Source organism: Ramlibacter agri, assembly GCF_012927085.1.
Lineage (GTDB): Bacteria > Pseudomonadota > Gammaproteobacteria > Burkholderiales > Burkholderiaceae_C > Ramlibacter > Ramlibacter agri.
The window spans coordinates 42951-67056 of sequence record NZ_JABBFX010000005.1; the positions used below are offsets into that span (position 1 = coordinate 42951).

Consider the following 24106-nt stretch of genomic DNA (forward strand, 5'->3'; position numbering starts at 1 on the left):
TTTCGAAGCGGCCGCAAGGCCGCTGCAGAAAAAAAGAAACTTGAAAGCCGCCTTCGGGCGGCTTTTTTATGGGCCACACGATGAAGTACCTGTCGCGCGCGGCCGCCGCCGCGCTGCTCCTGCTGCTGGCCGCATGTGCCACGCAACCGCCGGCCACGGCGCCCGACACCGTCACCGGCTCTCCCTGGGCTCGAGCTTCGCAAGGTTCGAGCGTGCATCCGTGGACGCACCAGGCGTTTCCCGGCAAGACCCCCACCGAATTCCGCTACGCACGCATCGACGGCCGCGACGCCATCGCGGTGAAGGCGCAGTCCTCGGCCAGCATGCTGCGGCATGACGTGCGCATCGAACCCCATGACCTGGGCCGCGTGCGCTTCTCCTGGAAAGTGCCGGGCCTGATCGCAGACGCCGACATGGCGCTGCGCGACAAGGACGATGCGCCCGTGCGCGTGGTGCTCGTCTTCGAAGGCGACCGCTCGAAGCTGTCCGCCAAGGACGCGGCCCTGTCCGAACTGGCGCGCGTGCTCACCGGCGAGGAGTTGCCTTACGCGACGCTCATGTACGTGTGGTGCAACCAGCGCGAACCCGGCAGCGTCATCCGCAGCCCGCGCACCGACCGCATCCGCAAGCTGGTGGTGGAGAGCGGGCCGCGACGCCTGAACCACTGGCTCGAATACGAGCGCGACATCCGCGCCGACTACGAACGCGTCTTCGGCGAGGCGCCTGGAGCCCTGGTCGGCGTGGGCATCATGACCGACAGCGACAACACGCGCTCGGAGGCGCAAGCCTGGTACGGGCCCGTGAAACTGGTGCGTTGAGCGCGCTTGTTGATCGTTTAGGTGTCAAGGAAACCCCGGGTCCGGCACGCGGATTGCTCTGCTAGCATGGGCCGCCGCCTAGCCTCCCGACAATGATCGCCTTCATCCTGCGCCGCGTGATCCAGGCCATCGTCGTGATGGTCGTCGTGGCGTTCATCGCCTTCCTGCTGTTCCAGTACGTTGGCGACCCGGTGGTGTTCCTCCTCGGGCAGGACGCCAAGCCGGACCAGATCCGCCAGCTGCGCACGGACCTCGGGCTCGACCAGCCCTTCTTCGTGCAGTTCTGGCACTTCCTCGCCAATGCGGTGCAAGGTGAGTTCGGCCTCAGCCTGCGGCAGGGCGCCAAGGTTTCGCGCCTGATCGCCGAGCGCTTCCCCGCGACTTTCGAGCTTGCGCTGGTGGCCGCGGTGCTGGCGCTCGCTCTCGGCATTCCGATGGGGGTGTATGCGGCGCTCAGGCGCGGCAACTTCCTCAGCCAGGTCTTCATGACGGTGTCGCTGCTGGGCGTGTCGCTGCCCACCTTCCTGATCGGCATCCTCCTGATCCTGGTGTTCGCGGTGACGCTCGGCTGGTTCCCCAGCTTCGGCCGCGGCGCTACCGTGGACCTGGGCTGGTGGAGCACGGGCCTGGCCACCCGGGACGGCTGGATGCACGTCGTGCTGCCCGCACTCACCCTGGCCATCTTCCAGCTCACGCTGATCATGCGGCTGGTGCGCGCGGAGATGCTGGAGGTGCTGCGCACCGACTACATCAAGTTCGCCCGCGCGCGCGGCCTGTCCGACCGTGCCATCCATTTCGGCCATGCGCTGAAGAACACGCTGGTGCCGGTGATGACGATCACCGGCCTGCAGCTCGGTGGCCTCATCGCCTTCGCGATCATCACCGAGCAGGTGTTCCAGTGGCCCGGCATGGGCCTGCTGTTCATCCAGGCCGTGACCTTCGCCGACATCCCGATCATGGCCGCCTACCTGTGCCTGATCGCCTTGATCTTCGTCCTCATCAACCTGGTGGTGGACCTTCTGTATTTCGCCGTGGACCCGCGCCTGCGCGTGGGGACGGCCGGAGGCCATTGATGCTCGCTCCCGTCGCGCCCACGCGCGCGCCCCTTGCCCATGGGCGCCCGTTCGCGCATATCGCGCAGTTCCATCCCGAACTCACCGCGCTGCGGCGCGACCTGCACGCCCACCCCGAACTGGGCTTCGAAGAGGTCTACACCTCGGCGCGCGTGCAGGAAGCCCTGCGCCTGTGCGGCGTCGACGAAGTGCATGCCGGCATCGGCCGGACCGGCGTCGTCGGCATCATCAAGGGCCGCAGCAACAAGAGCGGCAAGATGATGGGCCTGCGCGCCGACATGGACGCGCTGACCATGACCGAGGGCAACGACTTCCCGTGGAAGTCCACCAAGAGCGGGATGATGCACGGCTGCGGCCACGACGGCCACGTCGCCATGCTGGTGGGCGCGGCGCGCTACCTGGCCGAGACGCGCAACTTCGACGGCACCGCGGTGTTGATCTTCCAGCCGGGCGAGGAGGGCTTCGCCGGCGCCAAGGCCATGATCGAAGACGGCCTGTTCCAGCGCTTCCCGGTGGAGTCGGTCTATGCCATGCACAACTGGCCGGGCCTCAAGCCAGGCTGCTTCGGCATCCGGCACGAAGCCATGATGGCCGCGGCCGACCGCATCACCATCGAGATCACCGGCAAGGGCGGCCACGGCGCGCATGCGTACCTCGCCGTCGACCCGGTGGTGGTGGCGGCCCACATCATCACGGCGGTGCAGAGCATCGTCTCGCGCAACGTGAAGCCGGTCGACGGCGCGGTGATCAGCCTGTGCGCGATGAGCGCCGGCGACCTGCATGCCATGAGCGTGATCCCCGGCAAGGCCACGCTGGTGGGCACGGTGCGCACCTTCCGCCCCGAAGTGCAGGAAATGGTGGAGCGCCGCCTGAACGAGCTGTGCAGCGCGGTCGCCCTGGGTTTCGGCGCCACCGCCTCGGTGCACTACGAGCGCATCTATCCGGCCACCATCAACACGCCGCGCGAGACCGAGTTCGCGGCCAGCGTCGCCGAGTCGCTGGTGGGCGCCGAACGCGTCACGCGCGACATGGAGCCCAGCATGGGCGCCGAGGACTTCTCCTTCATGCTGCAGGTGAAGCCCGGCGCCTACCTGCGCATCGGGCAGGGCGGCGAAGGCAACTGCATGCTGCACATGACGCGCTACGACTTCAACGACGAGATCCTGCCCCTCGGCTCGGCGCTGCACGCCGGCCTGGTCGAGCAGGGCATGCCGCTGGCCCACCCGGCCTGAAACGATTCTCTCCCCCAGGCATCACTTCCAAAAAAGGAGCCAAGACCATGCTGTTCAAGACTCACTTCATCGCGGCGGCCGTGCTGGTCGCCGCGGGCGCCGTCGCGCAGGCGCAGACGGTCCGTATCGCCAACCAGGGCGACTCGATGTCGATGGACCCGCACTCGCTCAACGAGTCGCTGCAGTTGTCCGTCACCGGCAACGTCTACGAGCCGCTGGTGGGCCGCAACAAGGACCTGAGCCTGGCCCCGGCGCTGGCCACCTCCTGGAAGCAGACTTCGCCCACCGTCTGGCGCTTCGAGCTGCGCAAGGGCGTGCAGTTCCACGACGGCAAGCCCTTCAACGCCGACGACGTGGTGTTCTCCTTCGCGCGCGCCGCCGGCGAAGGCTCGGACATGAAGGCCAACGTCAACGACATCAAGGAAGTGCGCAAGGTCGGCGACTACGCCATCGAGATCGAGACCAAGTCGCCCTTCCCCATCCTGCCCAGCCAGCTCACCACCACCTACATCCTGAGCAAGAAGTGGTGCGAGGAGAACCAGGCCACCAAGCCGGTGGACCGCCGCAAGGGCATTGAAAACGCCGCCTCGTTCCGCGCCAACGGCACGGGCCCGTTCCGCCTGCGCGAGCGCCAGCCCAACGTGCGCACGACCTTCGTGCGCAACGGCAACTACTGGGGCCAGATCGAAGGCAATGCGCAGGAGGTGATCTTCACCCCCATCGGCAACGACGCCACCCGCGTGGCTGCGCTGCTGTCCGGCGAGATCGACGTGATGGAGCCGGTGCCGGTGCAGGACATCGAGCGCATCAACGCCTCCGCCAACGCCAAGGTGATGGTGGGCCCCGAGCTGCGCACCATCTTCCTGGGCATGGACCAGAAGCGCGACGAGCTGCTCTATTCCAACGTGAAGGGCAAGAACCCCTTCAAGGACAAGCGCGTACGCCAGGCCTTCTACCAGGCCATCGACATCGACGCGATCCAGAAGACCGTGATGCGCGGCGCTTCCAAGCCGACGGCGCTGATGATCGGCCCCGGCGTGCACGGCTTCGACCCGGCGATGAACAAGCGCCTGCCCTATGACCCGGAAGCTTCCAAGAAGCTGCTGGCCGAGGCCGGCTACCCGAGCGGCTTCGAGGTGTCGCTGAACTGCCCCACGGACCGCTACGTCAACGATGGGCGCATCTGCCAGGCCGTGGCCGCCAACCTGGCGCGCGTGGGCGTGAAGATCAACCTGGTTGCCGAATCCAAGGTCACCTACTTCCCCAAGGTGCTGCGCCGCGACACCAGCTTCTACATGCTGGGCTGGACGCCATCGACCTATGACGCGCACGACGCGCTGAACTCGCTGATGGCGTGCCCGGACGAGACCGGCGCCGGCCAGTTCAACCTGGGTGCGTACTGTAACCCGGCGCAGACCAAGCTGATCAAGCAGATCCAGTCCGAGACCGACCAGAAGAAGCGCGACGCCATGATCGCCGAGGCGATGAAGATCCACTCGGACGACATCGGCCACCTGCCGCTGCACCAGCAGGCCCTGGCCTGGGGCATCAGCAAGAAGGTCGAGATCACGCAGCGGGCGGACAACTACATGCCCTTCAAGTGGATCAGCCTCAAGAAGAATCCTTCCTGATGGTGTTCGGCGCCGCAGGTCACGAGCCCGCGGCGCCTTTTTGATTGGCATCGATGAAAGCAGCCCTGCAGCGCTGGTTCGACAGCGACGTCGGCTACAGCTTCCGCACTTCGCCGGTGGCGATGGCGGCGGCGGTGATCGCCTTCGTGTGCGTGTTCTGCGCGGTGTTCGCGCCGTGGGTGGCACCGCACAACCCCTTCGACATTTCCACGCTGGAGTTGAGCCACGCGCAATTGCCGCCGGCGCTCGAGGCGCACGCGATGCCGCGGCCCGGGGACGGCGCGCGCCACTACTTGCTGGGCACCGACGACCAGGGCCGCGACATCCTGTCGGTGCTGATGTACGGCGCCCGCGTATCGCTGGTAGTCGGCGTGGTCTCGGTGCTGCTGTCCACGCTGATCGGCGTCGCGCTGGGCCTCGCGGCCGGCTACTTCGGTGGCTGGGTCGACGGCTTCCTCATGCGCCTGTGCGACGTCATGCTCAGCTTCCCGGCGATCCTGATCGCGCTGCTGATCGCCGGCGTCGGCCGCGCGCTGTTTCCGAACGCCGCGAACACGGTGGCCTTCGGCGTGCTGATCCTGGCGATCACGCTGACCGGCTGGGTGCAATACGCGCGTACCGTGCGCGGCTCCACCTTGGTGGAGCGCAACAAGGAATACGTGCAGGCCGCGCGCGTCACCGGCGTGCCGCCGATGCGCATCATGCGGCGGCACGTGCTGCCCAACGTGCTGGGGCCGGTGCTGGTGCTCGCCACCATCCAGGTGGCCACGGCCATCATCACCGAAGCCACGCTGTCCTACCTGGGCGTGGGCGTGCCGCCCACGCAGCCTTCGCTGGGCACCCTGATCCGCAACGGCAACGACTTCCTGATGTCGGGGCAGTGGTGGATCGCTGTCTTCCCCGGGCTCATGCTGATCCTGATCGCGCTGTCGGTGAACCTGCTCGGGGACTGGCTGCGCGACGCACTGAACCCGAGGCTGCGATGAGTCTTCTGCAAGTCCAGAACCTCGTCGTCGAATTCCCGACGCGCCGCGGCACGCTGCGCGCGCTGGACGACATCAGCTTCGAGATCGCGCCCGGCGAAGTGCTGGGCGTGGTCGGTGAGTCGGGCGCGGGCAAGTCGCTCACGGGCGCTTCCATCATCGGCCTGCTGGAGCCGCCCGGGCGCGTGGCCTCGGGGCAGATCCTGCTGGAAGGCCAGCGCATCGACCACCTGCCGCACGACAAGATGCGGCATATCCGCGGCCGCAAGATCGGGGCGATCTTCCAGGACCCGCTGACTTCGCTGAATCCGCTGTACACCATCGGCCGCCAGCTGGTGGAGACCATCCAGGCGCACCTGCCGGTGAATGCGGCGGAGGCGCGCCGGCGCGCCATCAGCCTGCTGGAAGACACCGGCATCCCGGCGGCGGCGCAGCGCATCGACCACTATCCGCACCAGTTCTCCGGCGGCATGCGGCAGCGCGTGGTGATCGCGCTGGCGCTGGCGGCAGAGCCGAAGCTGATCGTCGCCGACGAGCCGACCACCGCGCTGGACGTGTCGATCCAGGCGCAGATCATCCAGCTGCTGAAGCGCATCTGCCGCGACCGCGGCGCGGCGGTCATGCTGATCACGCACGACATGGGCGTGATCGCCGAGACCTGCGACCGCGTGGCCGTGATGTACGCGGGCCGCATCGCGGAGATCGGCCCGGTGCACGAGGTGATCAACCAGCCGGCGCATCCCTACACGCTGGGCTTGATGGCCAGCATCCCCGACATGGAAACGGACCGCGAGCGCCTGAACCAGATCGACGGCGCGATGCCGCGCCTGAACGCCATCCCGCGCGGCTGCGCCTACAACCCGCGCTGCCCGCGCGCCTTCGAGCGCTGCGCGCAGCAGCGGCCCGACCTGCTGAACGCCGGCGCCACGCGCGCCGCGTGCTGGCTGCACGACGCGGAGGCGGCATGACCACCGTGATGGACGCAGGACTGCCGGCGCGCGCAGCCGCGGCACCCACCACCAATGCACCCCTCGTCCAGGCCCGCGACCTCGCCAAGGCCTTCGACGTCTCCCCGCCCTGGCTCAACCGCGTCCTCGAACGCAAGCCGCGCGTGCTGCTGCATGCCGTCGATGGCGTCAGCTTCGACATCCGCGCGGGCGAGACGCTGGCGCTGGTGGGCGAGTCGGGTTGCGGCAAGAGCACGGTGGCACGCCTGCTGGTGGGCCTGTACGAGCCCTCGCGCGGCGGCCTCACGTTCGACGGCCAGGACGCGCATGCAGCGTACAAGTCGGGCGAAGGACGCAAGCTGCGCCGCCGCATCCAGATGATCTTCCAGGATCCGTATGCGAGCCTGAATCCGCGCTGGAAGGTGGAAGCCATCGTCGGCGAGCCACTGCAGGAGCACGGGCTCGTCACCGACCCCGCGCAGCTGAAGGCGCGCGTGGGCGAACTGCTGGCGTCCGTCGGCCTGAGCCCGCAGGACATGGTGAAGTACCCGCACCAGTTTTCCGGCGGCCAGCGGCAGCGCATCTCGATCGCGCGCGCTCTCGCGACGCAGCCCGAGTTCCTGGTGTGCGATGAACCCACGTCCGCGCTGGACGTGAGCGTGCAAGCGCAGGTCCTCAACATCATGAAGGACCTGCAGCGCGAGCGCGGCCTGACCTACCTGTTCATCTCGCACAACCTCGCGGTGGTGCGGCACGTGAGCGACCAGGTTGGCGTGATGTACCTCGGTCGCCTGGTCGAACTGGCTGGCAAGCACCAGCTGTTCGGGCAGCCGCGGCATCCGTACACGCGCATGCTGCTGGACGCGATCCCGAAGATGCACGACACCGGCCGCGCCCGCACGCCGGTGCAGGGCGAGGTGCCGAACCCGTTGAATCCGCCGAGCGGCTGCGCTTTCAATCCGCGGTGTCCGCATGCGAACGAGCGGTGCCGCGTCGAGCGGCCCGCACTGCTCGAGATTGCTGGCGTGCGCGTGGCTTGCCACGCGGTGGAAGAGGGCCGGATCTAGGCGCGCTGCGGCGCAATCTCCTTTCGGAACAGCGACTTCCCCTCGATGTCCCGCAGGTCCACCGCCAGCCCGCGCGCATCGACGTTCACCTCGCCGAAGAACTGCATCCCCGCCAGCGGCGAGAGATTCGCCTGGCCTGCAGCCGGTGCCTTCTGGAACACCACCTGCGGCCCGAAGGTGTTGTCCAGCGGATTGGGGCCAAAGGTGCCCGCGTGCAGCGGCCCACCGACGAACTCCCAGAACGGGTCGAAGTCGCGGAACACCGCCTGCTTCGGGTCGTAGTAGTGCGCCGCGGCGTAGTGCACGTCCGCCGTCAGCCACACCACGTTGCGCACCTTGTGCCGCTTCAGGAACGAGAACAGCTGCGCGAACTCGAACTCGCGCCCCAGCACCGGGCCGTTGCCGTTGGCGACGGCCTCCCACCTGTCGCGGCCTTGCGCGTCCTTGCCATCCGGCACGCCGAGGCCGATGGGCATGTCGGCCGCGACCACCTTCCACGTCGCCTTGGAGCTGGCCAGCCCGCGCTGCAGCCAGGCCAGTTGCTCGGCGCCCAGGAAGGCGGTGTCGGGGCCCGGCTGCTCCTGCCGGTTGTAGCCGTTCGGGCCGCGGTAGCTGCGCATGTCCAGCACGAACACTTCCAGCAGCGGCCCGTACGAGAAGCGGCGATACACGCGCTGCGACTCGCTGGCCTGGAAGGGCCGCATCGGCGCGTAGTCCAAGAAGGCGCGGGCGCCGCGCGCCGTCATCAGCGGCACGTTCTTCTCGGTGTAGCGCGCGTCGCCCATGACAGACTTGGAGTCCGACCAGTTGTTCATCACCTCGTGGTCGTCCCACTGCCAGATCTGCGGCACTTCGGCGTTGAAGCGGCGCATGTTGGCGTCCAGCAGGTTGTAGCGGTAGCGGCCGCGGAATTCGTCCAGGGTCTCGGCCACCTTGGCGACTTCGGGCGTGACGATGTTCTTCCACACCTGGTCGCCTTCGGCGGTGGCGGTCTCCTTGATCGGGCCGTCGGCGTAGATCGTGTCGCCGCTGTGGATGAAGAAGGCCGGCTCGCGCCTGCGCATGGATTCGTAGATGCGCATGCCGCCGAAGTCCGGGTTGATGCCCCAGCCCTGGCCGGCGGTGTCGCCGCCCCACAGGAAGCGGATGGACCCGGGCTTGCCGGCGGGAATGCGCGTGCGGCCAATCACCGGCTCGCCGATGGCACGTTCGTTGTCCAGGCCCTGGAAGCTGACGCGGACGAACACCTCGCGGCCCTGCGGCAGGCCGCTCAGGTCCTGGCGCGCGGTGAAGTCGCTGCTTTCAAGTGCGTAAGGTCCGACGATGCGGGTGGCGTTGGCGAAGCGCGCGTCGGTGGACCACTCGACGACCATGCGGGCCGGCATGTCGCTGCGGCTCCACACCATCAGGCGGTCGCCCAGCGGGTCGCCGAGCTGCAGGCCCTGGGCGGCGGCGGGACGCGCGGACTGCGCGGCGACGATGCCAGGTGCGGCGAGGCCGGCGGCGGTGGACTTCAGGAAATGTCGGCGATCGATCATTGTTTCCTCCTCGTGGACGCAAATCGTCCACGCTAAGGCGCGATCGCGACAGCTGCGTGACGCTTACGCGTAACGCTTCGTCCGCAGGTTGTTCTTCATCTCCCGCAACAGCGGCTGCAGCCTGCCGCCGCCGATGCGCAACGCCACTGTGGTGGCCAGGATGTCGATGATCAGCAGGTGCAGCAGCCGCGACACCATCGGGCTGTAGCGGTCGTAGCCTTCGGGGTGGTCCGCCGCCAGGTGGATGTGGCCGGCGGTGGCCAGCGGCGAGCCGGTGGCGGTGATGACGATGGTGGTGGCGCCGTTGCGCCGCGCAATGTCGCAGGCATCCATCAGGTCGCGCGTGCGGCCCGAGTTGGAGACGACGACGACGCAGTCACCCGGCCCCAGCAAGGTGGCGCCCATCACCTGCATGTGGCCGTCGCTGTAGGCGATGGTGTTCACGCCCAGCCGGAAGAACTTGTGCTGCGCGTCCTGCGCCACGATGCCGGAGTTGCCGGCGCCGTAGAACTCGATGCGCCGCCCCGTCTTGTAGGTGGCAGCCAGCACCTCCACCGCCTTCTCGATCGCGAAGGTGCTGGCGTCGTTGCGGTACTTCAGGAAGGCGGCGACGGCGTTGTCGATCACCTTCACCATCACGTCGCTGGTCTTGTCGTCCGGGTCCACGCTGCGGTGGATGAAGGGCACGCCCTCGCTCACGCTGCCCGCCAGCTTCAGCTTGAAGTCCGACAGGCCGTCGTAGCCCATGCTGCGGCAGAAGCGCACGACCGTCGGCTTGCTGACGTGCGCGCGGTCGGCGAGCTCGCTGACCGGCAGGTTGGCGAAGGCGCGCGGGTCTCCGAGCACCAGCTTCGCCACGCGCTGCTCCGCGGGCGCCAGCGAGGGCATGGAGGCCTTGATCCGATCTAGCATTCTTCAGCCCAGCAGAAGCCATCGCGCGCGATCATGGCCGACGACGCCGACGGCCCCCAGGTGCCGGCCGCATAAGGCCGCGGACCGCGCGTGTCGTTGCCCCAGTGCTCCATGATCGGCTCGACCCAGCGCCAGGCTTCTTCCTGTTCGTCGCTGCGCACGAACAGGTTCAGGCGCCCGGCGATCACGTCCAGCAGCAGGCGCTCGTAGGCGCCCACGCGCTCGGAACCGAAACGCTTGTCGAAGTCCAGGTCCAGGTGCACCGGCGTCAGCGTGTGGCCATTGCTGCGGCGGTTGTCCTGGCCTTGCGCCAGCATGTGCATCTCCAGGCCGTCGCGCGGCTGCAGGTGGATGACGAGCCGGTTGGTGGCGCCGGGCGGCGCATTGAAGATTGCGTGCGGCGCTTCGCGGAAGTTGACCACGATGTGCGCCTCGCGCTCGGCCAGCCGCTTGCCGGTGCGGATGTAGAAGGGCACGCCGGCCCAGCGCCAGCTGGAGATGTCGGCGCGCAGCGCGACGAAGGTCTCGGTGTTGCTCTCCGGGTCCACGCCCGGCTCCTCGCGGTAGGCCGGCGCCGGCTGGCCGTTGATGACGCCGCCGGCGTACTGGCCGCGCACCACGTGCTGGTCCAGCATTTCGGGCGTCCAGGGCTTCAGCGAGCGCAGCACCTTCAGCTTCTCGTCGCGGATCGCGTCGGCATGCGCGTTGATCGGCGGCTCCATCGCGATGGCGCACAGCAGCTGCAGCGCGTGGTTCTGCACCATGTCGCGCAGCGCGCCGGTCTGGTCGTAGAAAGCGCCGCGCTTCTCCACGCCCAGTTCCTCGGCGATGGTGATCTGGATGTTGGAGATGTGTTCGCGGCGCCAGACCGGCTCGAACACCGCGTTGCCGAAGCGCATGGCGAACAGGTTCTGCACCGCCGGCTTGCCCAGGTAGTGGTCGATGCGGAAAATCTGCTTTTCGGGGAAGACCTTGCGCACCGCCTCGTTGATGGCGCGGTTGGATTCGAGGTCGTGGCCCAGCGGCTTTTCCAGCACCAGGCGCGTGTTGGGCCGGTTCAGGCCGGCGGCGGCCAGCTGCTGCACGCAGGTGGCGAACAGGTTGGGCGCGGTGGCCAGGTACATTACCACCGTGTCGGCGCGGCGTTCGCGCAGCATGCTGGCGAGGTTCTGGTAGTCCTTGGGTTGCGACAGGTCCAGGCGGACAAAGTGCAGCAGGCCGGCGAAGCGCTCGAACTCTTCCGGCGTCGGCCGCTTGGCCAGGTCCACGGCGTCGAAGCGGGAGCGAATGAGTTCGCGGTACTGCGCGTCGCTGAGGTCATCGCGGGCGATGCCGATGATGCGGCCACCTTCCGGCAAGCTGCCGTGGCGGAAGGCCTGGAACAGGGCGGGCATCAGCTTGCGCCAGGCGAGGTCGCCGGTGCCGCCAAACAGGACTAGGTCGAAGCTCATGGCCTTCAATGTAACTTAGTTTCATGGCCGTGGGCAAGCAGAGCGACAGCAGCCGATGGGCGGCTGAGCGAGGGTGTAATTCCGTTACTTACGTGCCGAGGTCGAACCACGGCCGAGCGAGGGCCGCACCATAATTGCCGGCATGAACCAACTGGACGCCTTGAAGCAGTACACGACGGTCGTGGCCGACACCGGTGACTTCCGCCAGCTCGCACAATTCCGGCCGCAGGACGCCACCACCAACCCGTCGCTGATCCTGAAGGCGGTGCAGAAGCCCGAGTACAAGCACCTGGCCGAGGAGACGCTGCAGCGCCACCACAACGAGCCGCTCGACGAGCAGATGGACCGGCTGATCGTGCGCTTCGGCACCGAGATCCTGCAGCACATCCCGGGCCGCGTCTCCACCGAAGTGGACGCTCGCCTGAGTTTCGACACCGATGCCACCATCGCTCGCGGCGAGCGCCTGATCGAGCTGTACCAGGCGGCCGGCGTGCCCATCGACCGCGTGCTGATCAAGGTGGCCTCCACCTGGGAAGGCATCCAGGCAGCGGCGCGGCTTCAGCAGCGCGGCATCAATTGCAACCTGACGCTGCTGTTCTCCTTCTGCCAGGCCGTGGCCTGCGGCCAGGCGCGCGTGCAGCTCATCTCGCCCTTTGTCGGCCGCATCTACGACTGGTACAAGAAGAGCGCGGGCAGCAACTGGGACGAGGCCGCGAGCTCCGGTGCCAACGACCCAGGCGTCAAGTCGGTGCGGCAGATCTTCGAGTATTACAAGCACTTCGACATCCGCACCGAGGTGATGGGCGCGAGCTTCCGCAACACGGGCCAGATCCTGGCCCTGGCCGGCTGCGACCTGCTGACCATCAGCCCCGAGCTGCTGGCGCAACTGGCCGCGAGCGAGGCGCCGGTGCAGCGCGCTCTCGATCCCGCCCAGGCCAAGGCGATGAAGATCGCCCCGGTGAACTACGACGAAGCGCAGTTCCGCTGGGCGCTGAACGAAGACGCGATGGGCACCGAGAAGCTGTCCGAGGGCATCCGCGCCTTCGCCGTCGACGCGGTGAAGCTCGAAAACCTGCTGAAGGCGATCTGAGTCCATGGCCCCTACGCGTATGCGCTGCGACCAGGCCGCGGCCTGGCAACTGCTGCAGGACCAGTACCAACAGGCCGGCCGCCTCTTCGATGCGCGCGCCGCCTTCGTGCAGGAGCCGGACCGCTTCGGCACTCTCAGCCAGGAAGCGCCGGAGCTGTTTGCCGATCTCTCCAAGAACCTGGTCGACGAACGCACGGAGCAATTGCTACTGCAGCTCGCACGTGAGTGCGGGCTGGAAGCGCATCGCGACGCCATGTTCGCCGGCGAGCGCATCAACAACACCGAGAACCGCGCGGTCAAGCACTGGCTGCTGCGCGCGCCGCGCATCGCAGGCGACGCCGATTCGACCGCGGTGCACGAGACGCTCGATGCGATGCTGGCATACGCCGAGCAAGTGCGGGCCGACGCGGCGATCACCGACGTCGTCAACATCGGCATCGGCGGCTCCGACCTCGGGCCGCAGATGGCCGTGGCGGCGCTGGACGGCTTCCGCATCGAAGGCAAGCGCTTCCACTTCGTCTCCAACATCGACGGCCACGAGCTGGCCGGCGTGCTGCGCGAGTTGCGTCCCGAAAGCACGCTGTTCCTCATCGCCTCCAAGACCTTCACGACGCTGGAGACGATGACCAACGCCCGGTCGGCGAAGGCCTGGTTCGAACAGCAGGGCGGCCGCGACATCGCGCGGCACTTCGCGGCGCTCACCACCAACGTGGAAGCCGCGCGCGCTTTCGGCATCAACACCACCTTCCCGTTCTGGGACTGGGTGGGCGGCCGCTATTCGCTGTGGTCGGCCATCGGCCTGCCGATCGCCATCGCCATCGGCGCCACCGGCTTCCGCCAGCTGCTGGCCGGCGCCCATGCGATGGACCAGCACTTCCGCGCGGCGCCGCTGGAGCGCAACCTGCCGGCGCGGCTGGGCCTGCTCGACGTCTGGTACCGCAACTTCCACGGCTTCGGCAGCCGCAGCATCGCGCCTTACCACTCGGCGCTGCGCCGCCTGCCGGCCTACCTGCAGCAGCTGGAGATGGAAAGCAACGGCAAGAGCGTCGACGCGCAGGGCCGCGCGCTGGACTACGGCACCTCGCCGGTGCTGTGGGGCGAGCCGGGCACCAACGGCCAGCACGCCTACTTCCAGATGCTGCACCAGGGCACGGACCGCGTGCCGGTGGAGTTCATCGCCGTGCGCAGCGCCGCGCACGGACTGCCGCAGCACCACGAACTGCTGTTGGCGAACGCGTTGGCGCAGGCCCAGGCGCTGCTGCAAGGCAAGGCCGACCCGGGCGGCCACCGCAACTTCAGCGGCAACCGGCCCAGCACCTTCTTCCTGCTGGAAGCGCTGACGCCCGCCAGCCTGGGCGCGCTGCTGGCGCTGTACGAGCACCGCGTGTTCACCAGCGGCAGCCTCTGGGGAATCGACAGCTTCGACCAGTGGGGCGTGGAGCTGGGCAAGGTGCTGGCGCAGGACATCGCGCCGCGGCTGGCCAACGGCGAGACGCAGGGGCTCGACCCGTCCACCGCCGGCCTGCTGCAGCGGCTGCGGGGCGCCTGAGGCACCATCGCCATGCCGGCCTCCACAGGCCGGCTGCCTGCGCCTATCATCCGGCCCGGAGGAGAGCGCAGCATGAACTTCACCGACGCCGTCAAGGCCTGCTTCAACAAGTACGCCACCTTCTCGGGACGCGCCACGCGGCCGGAGTTCTGGTGGTTCGTGCTGTTCCAGATGATCGTGCTGGTGGTGGCCGGCATGCTGGGCAAGTTCGCGTACTGCCTGGCGGTGGCGGCGCTGTTCGTGCCCGCCATCGCAGTGGGCACGCGCCGCCTGCACGACATCGGCAAGAGCGGCTGGTTCCAGCTGCTCTACCTGATCCCCGTCATCGGCTTCTTCGTGCTGCTGTACTGGTTCCTGCAAGCCAGCGGCGGCCCCAATGACTACGGCAACCCCGAGGTGACGCCGTATTCGCCGACGGTGATGCCCGGGCCCGGACCAGGCCCGCGCTAACCCCCCGGCCCCCCTGCCTGGAGGGGGCGGGCTCCGGGTTTACCCCGGGACAATCGCACGCAGCCAGCCGCCGGCCCGGGCGGCAATCCAGACCAGGAGACTGCATGCCCATCGTCCTCGACTACCGCATCGAGAACCTCGACGACCACGTCGGCCGCGATTTCGGCCTGACCGAGCCCGTGAAGGTGAGCCAGGCGCTCATCGACCAGTTCGCCCAGTGCAGCCGCGATGCGCAGTGGATCCACGTGGACGTGGACCGGGCCCGCGCGTCCGCCATGGGCACGACCATCGCGCACGGCCTGCTGACGCTGTCGCTGACCACCGCGGCGCAGTACGAGCTGGGTGTGTTCCCGGAAGACGCGAGCCAGGTGCTGAACTACGGCCTCGATAAGGTGCGCTTCCTGTCGCCGGTGCCGTCGGGTGCCAGCGTGGCGATCCGCGTGGAGCTCACCGGCGTCGAGCGCAAGGGCTCCGGCCGCACCCTCGTCCGCTGCCGCAACACTGCGTACGTGGCCGATGCCCTCGAGCGGCCGGTGATGGTGGCGGACGCCCTCTACATGCTGGTGGCGTGAAGGAGGGATGACCTTGTTCGACATCTCCACCATCGACCGTTCCTTCGCCCGTTACTGGGAAAAGCAGTCCGACTTCTGGGCCCGCACGCTGTCCGGCCAGCAGCCCGAAGGCGCTGCCGACCGCCGCTTTCCCGGCGAGCAGTGGGACCGCTACCCCTTCAACCTGCTGCGCCAGAACTACCTGCTGAATTCGCAGTTCGTGGACGGCGTGGTCGACTCCGCCGCGATGGAGCCCGCGCAGAAGCACAAGCTGCGCTTCTTCTCGCGCCAGGTCGTCGACGCGATGAGCCCGGCGAACTTCGCCGCGACCAACCCCGACGCCTTGCAGGCGATGGTGGATTCGCGCGGCGAAACCGTGCAGGCGGGCCTGGCCAACTTCATGGAAGACGCCTCCCGCGGCCGCATCTCCATCACCGACGAATCTGCCTTCGAAGTCGGCACCAATGTGGCGACCTCGCAGGGCTCGGTGGTGTACGAGAACGAGGTGATGCAGTTGATCCAGTACGCGCCGCTGACGGCCAAGGTCGCATCGCGGCCGCTGCTGATCGTGCCGCCCTGCATCAACAAGTTCTACATCCTGGACCTGCAGCCGGAGAATTCCTTCGTGCGCTTCGCCTGCGAGCAGGGCCTGACGGTGTTCCTCGTGTCCTGGCGCAACCCGGGCGCGGACCAGGGCCACCTCACCTGGGACGACTACCTCGCCGAAGGCGTGCTGAAAGCGATCGACGTCACGCACGAAATCAGCCGCGCCGACCAGCTCAATGCGCTGGGCTGGTGCGTGGGCGGCACCTTGCTGTCCTCCGCCGTGGCGGTGCTGCGCGCGCGCGGTGACGAGCGCGTGGCGAGCGTGACCCTGCTCACGACCATGCTGGACTTCACCGAGCCCGGCGACCTGGGCGCGCTGCTCGACGAGGCCGGCGTGCTGCAGCGGGAGATGAGCATCGGCCAGGGCGGCATCTACCCGGGCTCCGAGCTGGGCTTCGTGTTCCAGACGCTGCGCGCCAACGACCTGATCTGGCCTTACGTGGTGAACAACTACCTCAAGGGCAAGACGCCGGCGCCGTTCGACCTGCTGTACTGGAATGCCGACGCCACCAACCTGCCCGGCCCCATGTACGCCTGGTACCTGCGCAACATGTACCTGGAGAACAGGCTGCGCGTGCCCTGCGAGCTGGAGATGTGCGGCCTGCCGGTGGACCTGGGCCAGCTGGACATGCCCAGCTACGTGCTGGCGACGCAGGAAGACCACATCGTGCCCTGGCGTTCGGCCTACCGGACCACGGGCCTCGTCGGCGGCAACTGCGAGTTCGTGCTGGGTGCCAGCGGGCACATCGCGGGCGTGATCAATCCGGCTTCGAAGAACAAGCGCAGCTTCTGGACGGGCGGGCAGGCGGGCGAGGACGCGGAGCAATGGCTTGCCACCGCGGAATCGCGCGCCGGCAGCTGGTGGACGCACTGGGCGGAGTGGATCCAGCCCTTGTCCGGCAAGCAGGTGGCCGCGCGCAAGAAGCTCGGGAATGCGAAGCACCCGCCGATCGAGGCTGCGCCGGGGCGGTATGTGAAGGTGCGGACGACCTGACCATCGTCATTGCATCCATTCGGCGGCGGTGTCCGCCAGCTCCTTCAGCACTTCCTCGTCGCTGCGCCCCGACCGCTTCAACACCTCGAAGCCATGGTCCGCGGCTTCGACCACATGCAGCGTCGCCTGCTCGATGGGCGTGACCACCTGGCGAATCAGGTCCAGCTCCGCCAGCGCATCGCGCGTCCCTTGCAGGAACAGCATCGGCACCTTCACCTGCTCCAGGTGCTTCGCCCGTTCCGTCGACGGCTGCTTGGCCGCATGCAGCGGGAAGCCGAGGAACACCAGCCCGCGCACGCCCGGCAAGGCCGCCTTCGCCTGCGCCTGCGAGGTCATGCGGCCGCCGAAGGACTTGCCGCCCGCATAGAGCGGCAGGCCCGGCCAGCGCTTCGCAGCTTCCGCGACGGCTTCGCGCACGGCAGCCTGGGCGACCGCGGGTGAATCAGGCCGCTTCGAGCCCTGCTCCATGAAGGGAAAGTTGTAGCGCAGCACCGCGATGCCGCGCTGCGCCAGCTCGCGCGCCACATCCGCCATGAAGGCGTGCGCCATGCCCGCGCCGGCGCCATGGGCCAACACGTAGGCGGCACGGGGAGAGGAGGGGGCGTCGACCAGGGTCTGCATGCGTTTCAGCTCCGCGCCTGCCGGCGCCTGTATTCGCCCGGCTGCAGGCCGTTCCAGCGCTTGAAGGCGCGGTGGAAGGCGCTGCTGTCCAGGAAGCCCAGTTGAGCGGCGATGTCGTCGATGCTGACGCTGCTGTTGCACAGGGCGTCGATGGCCAGGTCGCTGCGCAGCTGGTCCTTGATGCCCTGGTAGCTGGTGCCCTCGGCCTCCAGCCGCCGTCGCAGGGTGGTGGGCGTGGTCTCCAGCTCGCGCGCCACCTCCTCGAACACCGGCCAGGGCTCGGCGCCGGCGACGCTGCCGCGCAGCCGCCGGCGCAGCCGGGCCGTCCAGCTGTCGTCGTTGCGGTACTTCAGGAACACCGATTGCGGGGCCGTGCGCAGGAAGCCCTGCAAGGTGGCCGGCGTCTGCACCACCGGCAGGGCCAGCAGCGCCGCGTCGAAGCGCAGCGCGGTCTGCGGCGCGTCGAAAGTGACGTGCTCGGAAAACATCAGCGTGTACTCGCGGGCGTGGGGTGGCCGCGGGTAGCCGAAATCGACCCGCCCCAGCGGGATGCGCCGCCCCACCAGCCAGCACATGAGCCCGTGCAGCAGCACCAGCAGGGTTTCGTCGGCGAAGCGGCGGTCTGCCTCGGCCTGGATCCGGTTGTCCAGCCGGACGACGGCCTCGGCGCCTTCCACCGTGAGCCGGCCCGAGACGTCGTCCAGGAACACGGCGAAGCCGCGCAGCATGCGCTTGACGCCCCGCTCCAGGTTTTCGCAGGACAGCACCGCCTGGCACAGCAGGGCAAAGGAGCCGACCTTCATGCGCCGGCGGTCCAGCCCGAAGAACTCGTCGTCCAGCTCGCGCGCCACCGCCAGCCACAGGGCGGAATAGGCACCCGGCGGCACCCGGGCGTCCGGCGCGGCCAGCAGGCCGGGCGGGATGCCGGCCTCGACCAGCACGCGCTCCCGCGCCGCGCCGCCCAGCCTGGCCACGGCGGCTTGCACGAAAGGCATGGCCACGGTGTGCTTTTCGGCCGTATCGCCCAGGGGTTCTCTTCGCACGATGCCCCCGATTATCCCGGCTCGACTGGCAAAAACCGCCAGGGCCCTGGCGGCGACCGCCATGGCCCGGCAGGCCCAAATCGCCTAGATTCCGGACAGGAGAATTCCGCCATGACCGACCTGTCCGCCGAATACAAGGCCCTCGCCAACTACCGCCCGACCAACAAGGTCCGTTTCGTCACCGCCGCCAGCCTGTTCGACGGGCACGACGCCGCCATCAACATCATGCGCCGCATCCTGCAGGGCATGGGCGCGGAGGTGATCCACCTGGGCCACAACCGCAGCGTCGACGAAGTCGTCACCGCGGCCCTGCAGGAAGACGCGCAGGGCATCGCCATCAGCTCGTACCAGGGCGGCCACGTCGAGTACTTCAAGTACATGGTGGACCTGCTGAAGCAGCGTGGCGGCGAACACGTGAAGGTGTTCGGCGGCGGCGGCGGCGTGATCGTGCCGGCCGAAATCCGCGAGCTGCAGGACTACGGCGTCGCCCGCATCTACAGCCCCGAGGACGGCCAGCGCATGGGCCTGCAGGGCATGATCGGCGAGATGGTCATGCGCTGCGACCAGGACATCAGCACCTACGCGCCGCGCGAGCTGAAGGCGATCCAGGGCCACGAGGAGAAGAACTGGCGCGCCCTGGCGCAGCTGGTCACCGCGCTCGAGAACGGCAACGCCGACGCGGGACTGGTGCAGGCGATCCGCATGGAAAGCGACACCCGCAAGACGCCGGTGCTGGGCATCACCGGCACCGGCGGCGCCGGCAAGTCCTCGCTGACCGACGAACTGGTGCGCCGCCTGCGGCTGGACCAGGACGACAGCCTGCGCGTCGCCGTCATCTCCATCGATCCGTCGCGGCGCAAGAGCGGCGGCGCGCTGCTGGGCGACCGCATCCGCATGAACGCGATCGGGCCGTGGCAGCAAGGTGCACGTGTCTACATGCGCTCGCTCGCCACCCGTGACTTCGGCAGCGAGATATCGGCGGCGCTTCCCGATGTGGTTGCCGCCTGCAAGGCCTCCGGCTTCGACCTGGTGATCGTCGAGACCAGCGGCATCGGCCAGGGCGATGCCGCCATCGTCCCGCACGTGGACATCCCCCTGTACGTGATGACGCCGGAGTTCGGCGCCGCCAGCCAGCTGGAAAAGATCGACATGCTGGACTTCGCCGAGTTCGTGGCGATCAACAAGTTCGACCGCAAAGGCGCGGCCGACGCGCTGCGCGACGTCGCCAAGCAGGTGCAGCGCAATCGCGAAGCCTTCGGCAAGCGGCCCGACGAAATGCCGGTGTTCGGCACCATGGCCGCGCGCTTCAACGACGACGGCGTCACCGCGCTGTACCAGGCGCTCAAGCCGCGCCTGCAGGAGCTGGGCCTGCCGCTGAAGGACGGCCGCCTCCCGCTGGTGAGCGTGCGCCACAGCAGCAACCAGACGCCGGTGGTGCCGGCCGCGCGCACCCGCTATCTCGCCGAAATCTCCGACACCGTGCGCGGCTACAAGAAGCGCGCCCGCGAGCAGGCCAGGCTGGCCCGCGAAATCCAGCAGCTGCAGGCCGCCGCGCGCATGCTGGAGGTGGACAAGCCGGACCGCGCGCCCGCCGCCGAAGCGGCGCTGGACCTGGCCGGCAAGCGCAAGTCGCGCATGGACCGCGACGCGCTGCACCTGCTGCAGCAGTGGCCGGACATGCAGAAGGCCTACGCCGGCGACGAGTACGTGGTGAAGATCCGCGACAAGGAGCTCCGTACCAAGATTACGACCAAGTCGCTCTCGGGCACCACGATCCGCAAGGTGAGCCTGCCCACTTACGAGGACAACGGCGAGATCCTCAAGTGGCTGATGCTGGAGAACGTGCCGGGCAGCTTCCCCTACACGGCCGGCGTGTTCGCGTTCAAGCGCGAGGGCGAGGACCCCACGCGCATGTTCGCCGGCGAGGGCGATGCCTTCCGCACCAACCGGCGCTTCAAGCTGGTGTCCGAAGGCATGCCTGCCAAGCGCCTGTCCACCGCCTTCGACTCGGTCACGCTGTACGGCAACGATCCCGACCCGCGCCCGGACATCTACGGCAAGGTCGGCAACTCCGGCGTGTCCATCGCGACGCTGGACGACATGAAGGTGCTGTACTCGGGCTTCGACCTGTGCAACCCCAGCACCTCGGTGTCGATGACCATCAACGGCCCGGCGCCGAGCATCCTCGCGATGTTCATGAACACCGCCGTCGACCAGCAGGTGGAGAAATTCAAGGCCGAGAACGGCCGCGAGCCCACCGACACCGAAACCGCCAAGATCAAGGAATGGGCGCAGGCCAACGTGCGCGGCACGGTGCAGGCCGACATCCTGAAGGAAGACCAGGGCCAGAACACCTGCATCTTCTCCACCGAGTTCTCGCTGAAGGTGATGGGCGACATCGCCGAGTACTTCGTGCACCACGACGTGCGCAATTTCTACTCGGTGTCGATCTCGGGTTACCACATCGCCGAGGCGGGCGCGAACCCGATCTCGCAGCTGGCCTTCACGCTGTCGAACGGCTTCACCTTCGTCGAGGCCTATCTCGCGCGCGGGATGCACATCGACGACTTCGCGCCAAACCTGTCCTTCTTCTTCTCCAACGGCATGGACCCGGAGTACACGGTGCTGGGCCGGGTAGCGCGCCGCATCTGGGCGGTGGCGATGAAGGAGAAGTACGGCGCCAACGAACGCAGCCAGAAGCTGAAGTACCACGTGCAGACTTCCGGCCGCTCCCTGCACGCGCAGGAGATCCAGTTCAACGACATCCGCACCTCGCTGCAGGCGCTGATCGCCATCTACGACAACTGCAACTCGCTGCACACCAACGCCTTCGACGAGGCGATCACGACGCCCACCGAGGATTCGGTGCGGCGCGCGATGGCGATCCAGCTGATCATCAACCGCGAGTGGGGCCTGGCGAAGAACGAGAACCCGAACCAGGGCGCGTTCATCATCGACGAACTCACCGAGCTGGTGGAAGAGGCGGTGCTGGCCGAATTCGAGCGCATCGCCGAACGCGGCGGCGTACTCGGCGCGATGGAGACCGGCTACCAGCGTGGCCGCATCCAGGACGAGAGCATGCATTACGAGATGCTCAAGCACACCGGCGAGCTGCCGATCATCGGGGTCAATACGTTCCGCAACCCCCACGGCGACACCGTCATGGAGAAGCTGGAACTGGCGCGTTCCACCGACGACGAAAAGCAGAGCCAGCTGAAGCGCCTGGCGGACTTCCACACGCGCAATGCGGCGGAAGCGCCGGCGATGCTGCAGCGCCTGCAGCAGGCGGTGATCGAGAACCGCAACGTCTTCGACGTGCTGATGGACGCCGTGCGCGTCTGCTCGCTGGGGCAGATCACCAGCGCGCTGTTCGAAGTCGGTGGCCAGTACCGCCGGAACATGTAATCCGGCACGCGCCCCGGCTGGCCGGGCGAACCCCCCGCCAAGAGGGGGACTCGCCCGGCGTACCATTCGAATACTAGAAGGACTTCCGTATGAACATTCGACACATCGGCGTGATCGGCGCCGGCACCATGGGCAACGGCATCGCGCAGGTGTGCGCCGTCGCGGGCCTGCAGGTCACCATGGTCGACATCAACGAAGCCGCCCTGCAGCGCGGCGTGGCGACCATAGGCAAGAGCCTCGACCGCCTGGTGCAGAAGGAAAAGATGTCGGAGGCCGACAAGGCTTCGGCGCTGAAGCGCGTTGCCACTGCCGTCGGCAACCAGGCGCTGAAGGACTGCGACTTCGTCGTCGAAGCCGCCACCGAAAACCTCGAACTCAAGTTGCGCATCCTGCGCGAGCTCGATGGCCTGATGCGCGCCGATGCGGTGATCGCCACCAACACCTCGTCGATCTCCATCAGCCAGATCGCCGCCGTGCTGCAGAACCCGGCGCGCTGCATCGGCGTGCACTTCTTCAACCCGGTGCCGGTGATGGAGCTGGTGGAGCTGATCCGCGGCCTGCAGACCTCGGACGAGACGCACGCCGCCGCCGTGGCGCTGGTGCAGGCGATCGGCAAGACGCCGATCACCGTCAAGAACAGCCCCGGCTTCGTCGTCAACCGCATCCTGTGCCCGATGATCAACGAAGCGATCTTCGTGCTGCAGGAGGGGCTGGCCAGTGCCGAGGACATCGACGCCGGCATGCGCCTGGGTTGCAACCACCCGATCGGCCCGCTGGGCCTGGCCGACCTCGTGGGCCTGGACACCATGCTGGCCGTGATGAACGTCTTCTACCGCGACTTCGGCGATTCGAAGTACCGCCCCGCGCCGCTGTTGCGCGAGATGGTGGACGCGGGCCGCCTGGGCCGCAAGAGCGGCCGCGGCTTCTACCAATACTGATCCTGGAGCATCCCGCATGAGCACCCGTGAAGTCTTCGTCCTCTCCGCCGCCCGCACGGCCATCGGCACCTTCGGCGGCGCGCTGAAGGACGTGCCCCTGACGCAGCTGGCCACCACCGCCGTCAAGGAAGCGCTGGTGCGCAGCGGCGTCGCGGCGGCCGACATCGGCCACGTCGTGATGGGCAACGTCATCCCCACCGACACGCGCGACGCCTACCTGTCCCGCGTGGCCGCCATCGAGGCCGGCATCCCCAAGGAGACGCCCGCCTTCAACGTCAACCGCCTGTGCGGCTCCGGCCTGCAGGCCGTGGTGTCGGCGGCGCAGACGCTGCTGCTGGGCGAGGCCGAGTTCGCCATCGGCGCCGGCGCCGAAGCCATGAGCCGCGGGCCCTACTTCATGAACGGCGCCCGCTGGGGCGCGCGCATGGGCGACGCGGTGGCCACCGACTACATGCTGGGCATCCTGCACGACCCCTTCGGCAAGATCCACATGGGCATCACGGCGGAGAACGTCGCGGCGCAGGAAGGCATCACGCGCGAAGTGCAGGACCAGGTGGCGGTGGAAAGCCATCGCCGCGCCGCGGCCGCCATCGCCGAAGGCCGTTTCAAGTCGCAGATCGTCCCGGTGGAGCTCGTCACCCGCAAGGGCACGACGCTGTTCGAGGTGGACGAGCACGTGCGCGCCGACACTTCGCTGGACCAGCTCGCCAAGATGAAGCCCGCGTTCAAGAAGGACGGCACGGTGACGGCAGGCAATGCTTCAGGCCTCAATGACGGCGCGGCGGCCCTGGTGCTGGCGAGTGGCGATGCGGTGAAGGCCCGCGGCCTGAAGCCGATGGCGCGCCTGGTGAGCTACGCGCACGCCGGCGTCGAGCCGTCCCTCATGGGCCTGGGCCCGGTGCCGGCCACGCAGCTGGCCCTGAAGCGCGCCGGCCTGAAGGTGTCGGACCTGGACGTGATCGAGTCCAACGAAGCCTTCGCCGCGCAAGCCTGCGCGGTGACGCGCAAGCTGGACCTGGACCCGGCCAAGGTGAATCCCAACGGCTCCGGCATCTCGCTGGGCCACCCGGTGGGCGCCACCGGCGCGATCATCGCAACCAAGGCCATCTATGAGCTGCAACGCGTGGGCGGCCGCTATGCGCTGGTGACGATGTGCATCGGCGGCGGGCAAGGCATCGCCGCGATTTTCGAGCGAGTGTAAACGCCT

20 protein-coding genes are annotated in these 24106 nt (G+C 68.1%); 15 read left to right on the top strand and 5 right to left on the bottom strand.

The window, feature by feature from the left end; translation table 11 throughout:
• Positions 1-80 precede the first annotated feature (80 nt).
• From HHL11_RS32180 to HHL11_RS32210, 7 genes are all read left to right on the top strand, one after another.
• Positions 81-818: a DUF3047 domain-containing protein gene (locus tag HHL11_RS32180; protein ID WP_240980526.1), complete on the top strand. Its 738-nt coding sequence runs from the start codon at positions 81-83 to the stop codon at positions 816-818.
• Positions 819-910: 92 nt separating this feature from the next.
• Entirely contained in the window at positions 911-1891 is a 981-nt protein-coding gene (locus tag HHL11_RS32185; RefSeq protein ID WP_169422732.1) for an ABC transporter permease, read from the top strand.
• Positions 1891-3123, top strand: a complete 1233-nt coding sequence (locus HHL11_RS32190; RefSeq protein ID WP_169422733.1) for a M20 aminoacylase family protein — start codon at positions 1891-1893, stop codon at positions 3121-3123. Before HHL11_RS32185 ends, HHL11_RS32190 begins: the two co-directional genes overlap by 1 nt.
• Positions 3124-3170: 47 nt before the next feature.
• Positions 3171-4754, top strand: a complete 1584-nt coding sequence (locus tag HHL11_RS32195) for an ABC transporter substrate-binding protein (RefSeq protein WP_169422734.1) — start codon at positions 3171-3173, stop codon at positions 4752-4754.
• 53 nt (positions 4755-4807) lie between these two features.
• On the top strand, positions 4808-5740 hold the full coding sequence (locus HHL11_RS32200; RefSeq protein ID WP_169422735.1) for an ABC transporter permease: 933 nt from the start codon (positions 4808-4810) through the stop codon (positions 5738-5740).
• Positions 5737-6705, top strand: a complete 969-nt coding sequence (locus HHL11_RS32205; protein ID WP_169422736.1) for an ABC transporter ATP-binding protein — start codon at positions 5737-5739, stop codon at positions 6703-6705. The genes HHL11_RS32200 and HHL11_RS32205 overlap by 4 nt, the downstream gene beginning before the upstream one ends.
• Positions 6706-6713: 8 nt before the next feature.
• On the top strand, positions 6714-7751 hold the full coding sequence (locus HHL11_RS32210; RefSeq protein WP_169422838.1) for an ABC transporter ATP-binding protein: 1038 nt from the start codon (positions 6714-6716) through the stop codon (positions 7749-7751).
• Here HHL11_RS32210 and HHL11_RS32215 read toward each other — a convergent pair.
• The 3 genes from HHL11_RS32215 to zwf all read right to left on the bottom strand — a co-directional run bounded on the left by HHL11_RS32215 (position 7748) and on the right by zwf (position 11652).
• Positions 7748-9289 (bottom strand): alkaline phosphatase D family protein, encoded by a 1542-nt coding sequence (locus HHL11_RS32215; RefSeq protein WP_169422737.1) that lies wholly within the window; start codon positions 9287-9289, stop codon positions 7748-7750. The genes HHL11_RS32210 and HHL11_RS32215 overlap by 4 nt on opposite strands.
• 63 nt (positions 9290-9352) lie before the next feature.
• Positions 9353-10201: a MurR/RpiR family transcriptional regulator gene (locus tag HHL11_RS32220; RefSeq protein WP_169422738.1), complete on the bottom strand. Its 849-nt coding sequence runs from the start codon at positions 10199-10201 to the stop codon at positions 9353-9355.
• Positions 10195-11652 (bottom strand): glucose-6-phosphate dehydrogenase, encoded by a 1458-nt coding sequence (gene zwf / locus HHL11_RS32225; RefSeq protein WP_169422739.1) that lies wholly within the window; start codon positions 11650-11652, stop codon positions 10195-10197. Before zwf ends, HHL11_RS32220 begins: the two co-directional genes overlap by 7 nt.
• A gap of 142 nt (positions 11653-11794) precedes the next feature.
• On the opposite strand from zwf, the gene tal reads away from it, so the two are divergent.
• From tal to HHL11_RS32250, 5 genes are all read left to right on the top strand, one after another.
• Positions 11795-12742 carry a transaldolase gene (gene tal / locus HHL11_RS32230; protein WP_169422740.1) on the top strand — a complete coding sequence of 316 codons (948 nt, stop codon included), beginning with the start codon at positions 11795-11797 and terminating at the stop codon, positions 12740-12742.
• 4 nt (positions 12743-12746) lie between these two features.
• A complete protein-coding gene (pgi, locus tag HHL11_RS32235) occupies positions 12747-14291 on the top strand; it encodes a glucose-6-phosphate isomerase (RefSeq protein ID WP_169422741.1) in 1545 nt (514 codons plus the stop codon).
• Between the two features lie 72 nt (positions 14292-14363).
• The gene (locus HHL11_RS32240; RefSeq protein ID WP_169422742.1) at positions 14364-14741 is read left to right on the top strand and encodes a DUF805 domain-containing protein; all 378 of its coding nucleotides are present in this window, start codon (positions 14364-14366) and stop codon (positions 14739-14741) included.
• Between the two features lie 104 nt (positions 14742-14845).
• The gene (locus HHL11_RS32245; RefSeq protein ID WP_169422743.1) at positions 14846-15313 is read left to right on the top strand and encodes a MaoC family dehydratase; all 468 of its coding nucleotides are present in this window, start codon (positions 14846-14848) and stop codon (positions 15311-15313) included.
• A gap of 7 nt (positions 15314-15320) precedes the next feature.
• Positions 15321-16892, top strand: coding sequence for a PHA/PHB synthase family protein (locus tag HHL11_RS32250; RefSeq protein ID WP_169422744.1), 1572 nt, complete (start codon positions 15321-15323; stop codon positions 16890-16892).
• A 6-nt stretch (positions 16893-16898) separates the two neighbouring features.
• Here the strand turns inward: HHL11_RS32250 and HHL11_RS32255 are convergent, their stop codons facing one another.
• Both HHL11_RS32255 and HHL11_RS32260 read right to left on the bottom strand, forming a co-directional pair.
• On the bottom strand, positions 16899-17513 hold the full coding sequence (locus tag HHL11_RS32255; RefSeq protein ID WP_169422745.1) for an alpha/beta hydrolase family protein: 615 nt from the start codon (positions 17511-17513) through the stop codon (positions 16899-16901).
• Positions 17514-17518: 5 nt separating this feature from the next.
• The gene (locus HHL11_RS32260) at positions 17519-18556 is read right to left on the bottom strand and encodes an AraC family transcriptional regulator (protein ID WP_342593313.1); all 1038 of its coding nucleotides are present in this window, start codon (positions 18554-18556) and stop codon (positions 17519-17521) included.
• 111 nt (positions 18557-18667) lie between these two features.
• Here HHL11_RS32260 and icmF point away from each other — a divergent pair, with 111 nt between their 5' ends.
• The 3 genes from icmF (at position 18668) to HHL11_RS32275 (ending at position 24100) form a co-directional block, all read left to right on the top strand.
• Positions 18668-21961, top strand: coding sequence for a fused isobutyryl-CoA mutase/GTPase IcmF (icmF, locus tag HHL11_RS32265; RefSeq protein ID WP_169422747.1), 3294 nt, complete (start codon positions 18668-18670; stop codon positions 21959-21961).
• An 89-nt stretch (positions 21962-22050) separates the two neighbouring features.
• A complete protein-coding gene (locus tag HHL11_RS32270; RefSeq protein ID WP_169422748.1) occupies positions 22051-22899 on the top strand; it encodes a 3-hydroxybutyryl-CoA dehydrogenase in 849 nt (282 codons plus the stop codon).
• A gap of 16 nt (positions 22900-22915) precedes the next feature.
• The gene (locus HHL11_RS32275) at positions 22916-24100 is read left to right on the top strand and encodes an acetyl-CoA C-acyltransferase family protein (RefSeq protein WP_169422749.1); all 1185 of its coding nucleotides are present in this window, start codon (positions 22916-22918) and stop codon (positions 24098-24100) included.
• The last annotated feature ends 6 nt before the right edge of the window (positions 24101-24106 follow it).

Bases quoted from the DNA above. Each gene is read 5' to 3' on its own strand.
- HHL11_RS32220 (WP_169422738.1), bottom strand. From the start codon at position 10,201: ATGCTAGATCGGATCAAGGCCTCCATGCCCTCGCTGGCGCCCGCGGAG.
- HHL11_RS32195 (WP_169422734.1), top strand. From the start codon at position 3,171: ATGCTGTTCAAGACTCACTTCATCGCGGCGGCCGTGCTGGTCGCCGCG.
- HHL11_RS32240 (WP_169422742.1), top strand. From the start codon at position 14,364: ATGAACTTCACCGACGCCGTCAAGGCCTGCTTCAACAAGTACGCCACC.
- HHL11_RS32270 (WP_169422748.1), top strand. From the start codon at position 22,051: ATGAACATTCGACACATCGGCGTGATCGGCGCCGGCACCATGGGCAAC.
- HHL11_RS32215 (WP_169422737.1), bottom strand. From the start codon at position 9,289: ATGATCGATCGCCGACATTTCCTGAAGTCCACCGCCGCCGGCCTCGCC.
- HHL11_RS32205 (WP_169422736.1), top strand. From the start codon at position 5,737: ATGAGTCTTCTGCAAGTCCAGAACCTCGTCGTCGAATTCCCGACGCGC.
- HHL11_RS32190 (WP_169422733.1), top strand. From the start codon at position 1,891: ATGCTCGCTCCCGTCGCGCCCACGCGCGCGCCCCTTGCCCATGGGCGC.
- HHL11_RS32210 (WP_169422838.1), top strand. From the start codon at position 6,714: ATGGACGCAGGACTGCCGGCGCGCGCAGCCGCGGCACCCACCACCAAT.
- icmF (WP_169422747.1), top strand. From the start codon at position 18,668: ATGACCGACCTGTCCGCCGAATACAAGGCCCTCGCCAACTACCGCCCG.
- tal (WP_169422740.1), top strand. From the start codon at position 11,795: ATGAACCAACTGGACGCCTTGAAGCAGTACACGACGGTCGTGGCCGAC.
- HHL11_RS32255 (WP_169422745.1), bottom strand. From the start codon at position 17,513: ATGCAGACCCTGGTCGACGCCCCCTCCTCTCCCCGTGCCGCCTACGTG.
- HHL11_RS32185 (WP_169422732.1), top strand. From the start codon at position 911: ATGATCGCCTTCATCCTGCGCCGCGTGATCCAGGCCATCGTCGTGATG.
- HHL11_RS32180 (WP_240980526.1), top strand. From the start codon at position 81: ATGAAGTACCTGTCGCGCGCGGCCGCCGCCGCGCTGCTCCTGCTGCTG.
- zwf (WP_169422739.1), bottom strand. From the start codon at position 11,652: ATGAGCTTCGACCTAGTCCTGTTTGGCGGCACCGGCGACCTCGCCTGG.
- HHL11_RS32200 (WP_169422735.1), top strand. From the start codon at position 4,808: ATGAAAGCAGCCCTGCAGCGCTGGTTCGACAGCGACGTCGGCTACAGC.
- HHL11_RS32245 (WP_169422743.1), top strand. From the start codon at position 14,846: ATGCCCATCGTCCTCGACTACCGCATCGAGAACCTCGACGACCACGTC.
- HHL11_RS32275 (WP_169422749.1), top strand. From the start codon at position 22,916: ATGAGCACCCGTGAAGTCTTCGTCCTCTCCGCCGCCCGCACGGCCATC.
- pgi (WP_169422741.1), top strand. From the start codon at position 12,747: ATGGCCCCTACGCGTATGCGCTGCGACCAGGCCGCGGCCTGGCAACTG.
- HHL11_RS32250 (WP_169422744.1), top strand. From the start codon at position 15,321: ATGACCTTGTTCGACATCTCCACCATCGACCGTTCCTTCGCCCGTTAC.